Raw genomic sequence first — 2,408 nt, forward strand, 5'->3', positions numbered from 1 at the left:
GCACAGACCACCGCCTCGCCTGTGCTTAACCAACCAGCAGCACAAAGCTAAACAAAATCAAGAAAATGTCTCAGTTGACTTGACAGGCTCCGGGCGATGCCGGCCGACGCGGCGGCGTTGCGCGGGCAGAACAGCGTGCCCGAGGCCGCGGCGACCATTTTGTCCAGAAGCAGGCAGACCCAGTCAGGGTAGTTCAGAGACGCCGCCTTGCCCTTGGCCTTGTCGAAGTAGAAACCATTCGGGTACTGGAGGCTGCAGCACACCCGGTCAGGTCGTCCGTCGAACCGCTCTAAATCGGTGATGCTGTAGCAGGCACGCACGTCCTGAGCCAGGTCAGCGACACTGCGCAGGAAGCCGTCGCCGATGATGTGGGGCAGATTTCGGGCTGGGGTGAAGTGGGCCAGCCGGGCAAGTTTCATCTCCGCCAGCTCGGCGGCGACCGCGAGGTCGAGCGGCCCGGTCATCGGGCCACCTGGTAGAGGCCCGAGCTAGCTGACGGGAGCAACGGGGTCAGCTCGCCGGTGTGGGTGATGATGAGTTCGTCGCGGGCGCGGGTGACGCCGACGTAGAGCAGTCTGCTCTCCCGGGCGGCGGCCTCGTCATAGCCGAACGCGGCCACCGTCTCGGGATCAGGGCACCGATCGGCGCCACAGAAGGGCAGGAACACCACGTCGAACTCCAAGCCCTTCGCCGAGTGATAGGTGCCGGCGTATACCCCTGCCGTAATCTCCCACTGGTCGAGGCCATCGTGCAGCGCGCGGACTCCGGGGATGCCCCGCGAGGCCCTGCGGGCTTCGGCGCGAGTGCGGGTGAGGATGCCGACCCGGGACACTTTGCCGAAACTGGCCGCGATCGCCGCGACCGCCGGCGCCTCGACCTCGGCCGACGAATACCGAACCAGCGTCGGTTTCGCGCCGGCCGCTCGCTGCGGTGCCCGCGGCTCGACCAAATCGGCGGAGTCCTGGAAATGCGGCATCTCGCTCATGCCGATGGCCAGCCGGGCGATCTCCGGGCTGTTGCGGTAGTTGTCGAGGAACTCCTCGGTCTTGGCCACCGTCAGACCGCAGGACCGCCAGGACACCCGCTGCCCGTAGATCTGCTGGGCGTAATCCGCGAACAAGGTCAGGCTGCCGTCGGCCAGGATAGCTGCGGCGAGGGAGCGGATCGCCTCCGGCGACAGGTCCTGCGCCTCGTCGACCACGATGTGCTTGTACCGACGCGGCTGCGCGTCGTCGGCGAGCGCCGCGCGCACCGCAGACGGCACACCGGCCCAGTCGTACGGCAGCCCGGCCCCCGTGCGTGCGGCGAGATAGCTGGTTCGGATCGCCCAGACCGCCTGCCGCTGCGACGGCTGCAGCGGTTCCATCCGGCCAACACGTCGCACGGCGAGGTAGTCCGCGGGCGTGGCTAGGCCGTTGCCGTCGATCCACTCCAGCTCGTCGAGAAAGAAGTCGGTCGCCCGGTCAAAAAACGGGCTCGGGCGGTAGGCGGCGGCTGTGGCCTTGACTGCCTGCTCGACGTAGTAGCGCCGCTGACTCGGGGTCGCAATCTGGTGGTTGCCCATCCGGCCACGGGCGGCCAGGTACCCGCGGCCGAACCGGCCGTAGGTCTCGACCGTCACCCCCGGCAGGCCAGCGGCGAAGTGCCGCAGATAGGCAACCAGGGAGTTGGTGTAGGTCAGCAACAGCGTGGGGCCACTATTCTGGGTCCGCGGGTCGGCCAAGTGCGCCGCACGGTGCACGGCCATCACAGTCTTGCCCGTGCCGGCGGTGCCGAGGATGACGTGGTGCCCTCGCCCAGCCATATAGACCACGTCGTGCTGACGGCCCTGCGGAGTCGGCAGGCTCATGCTCACTCCCTGCAGATCACCGGCGGGCGGGAGACGCCGCCGAGAGGCATATGACTCTACCAACGAATCCATAGTCGACACTCGCCCTAGCGGGCACGCCAACGAGGTGCGAGACGTACCGTGCGCACCCTCGATGGCCAGGGCCCGGCTTCGCCGCAGACGTCGCAAACGTCTCGTCGACGGACTGCGGCGAATCAAACGGTCATTGGTCTTTCGGGAGCTCTTTACCTGCCGAGTGCGTTGGCACGTTATGCCTGGGATGCGGCTTCGAGTCGCATGCGGAACTTGGCGTGGGAGAGCAGAAGTTCGGCGGTGGCGGAGATGCCGGCACGGTCGAGTTCCCGCATGACGGTCCAGTAGGTGTCGGCGGTGGTGACGCAGCTGGAGTGACCGAGGCCGTGCTGGATGACCTTCAGTGGCACGTTGGCGGCGCCGGCGAGGCTGGCCGCGCCGTGGCGCAGGTCTGATCTGCTCGACGAACGCGATCGAGTCAGTCAACGCCCGCATCCGCCGGGCCGTGCGAGCCCGCGGGCACTTCCCGAACGAGCAAGCCGCACTG

At 67.4% G+C, this 2,408-nt stretch carries 3 protein-coding genes and 1 pseudogene; 1 reads left to right on the forward strand and 3 read right to left on the reverse strand.

The genetic code is table 11. From position 1 onward, the window contains the following. Positions 1-47: 47 nt before the first annotated feature. The 3 genes from AB0H52_RS31790 to AB0H52_RS31800 form a co-directional block, all read right to left on the reverse strand. Positions 48-464, reverse strand: a complete 417-nt coding sequence (locus AB0H52_RS31790; protein ID WP_357951981.1) for a DarT ssDNA thymidine ADP-ribosyltransferase family protein — start codon at positions 462-464, stop codon at positions 48-50. Beyond that, complete coding sequence (locus tag AB0H52_RS31795) at positions 461-1,849, reverse strand: 3'-5' exonuclease (protein ID WP_357951983.1); 1,389 nt, start codon at positions 1,847-1,849, stop codon at positions 461-463. The genes AB0H52_RS31790 and AB0H52_RS31795 overlap by 4 nt, the downstream gene beginning before the upstream one ends. A 248-nt stretch (positions 1,850-2,097) precedes the next feature. Beyond that, entirely contained in the window at positions 2,098-2,271 is a 174-nt protein-coding gene (locus tag AB0H52_RS31800; protein ID WP_357951985.1) for a hypothetical protein, read from the reverse strand. 41 nt (positions 2,272-2,312) lie between these two features. On the opposite strand from AB0H52_RS31800, the pseudogene AB0H52_RS31805 reads away from it, so the two are divergent. Continuing rightward, positions 2,313-2,408 (forward strand): annotated as a pseudogene (locus AB0H52_RS31805) (transposase); the annotation flags it as partial.

Source organism: Micromonospora sp. NPDC050695 (assembly GCF_040654415.1).
Lineage (GTDB): Bacteria > Actinomycetota > Actinomycetes > Mycobacteriales > Micromonosporaceae > Micromonospora.

Excerpts from the sequence above, each read along its gene's own strand:
- AB0H52_RS31790 (WP_357951981.1), bottom strand. The coding sequence starts at position 464 with ATGACCGGGCCGCTCGACCTCGCGGTCGCCGCCGAGCTGGCGGAGATG.
- AB0H52_RS31795 (WP_357951983.1), bottom strand. The coding sequence starts at position 1,849 with ATGAGCCTGCCGACTCCGCAGGGCCGTCAGCACGACGTGGTCTATATG.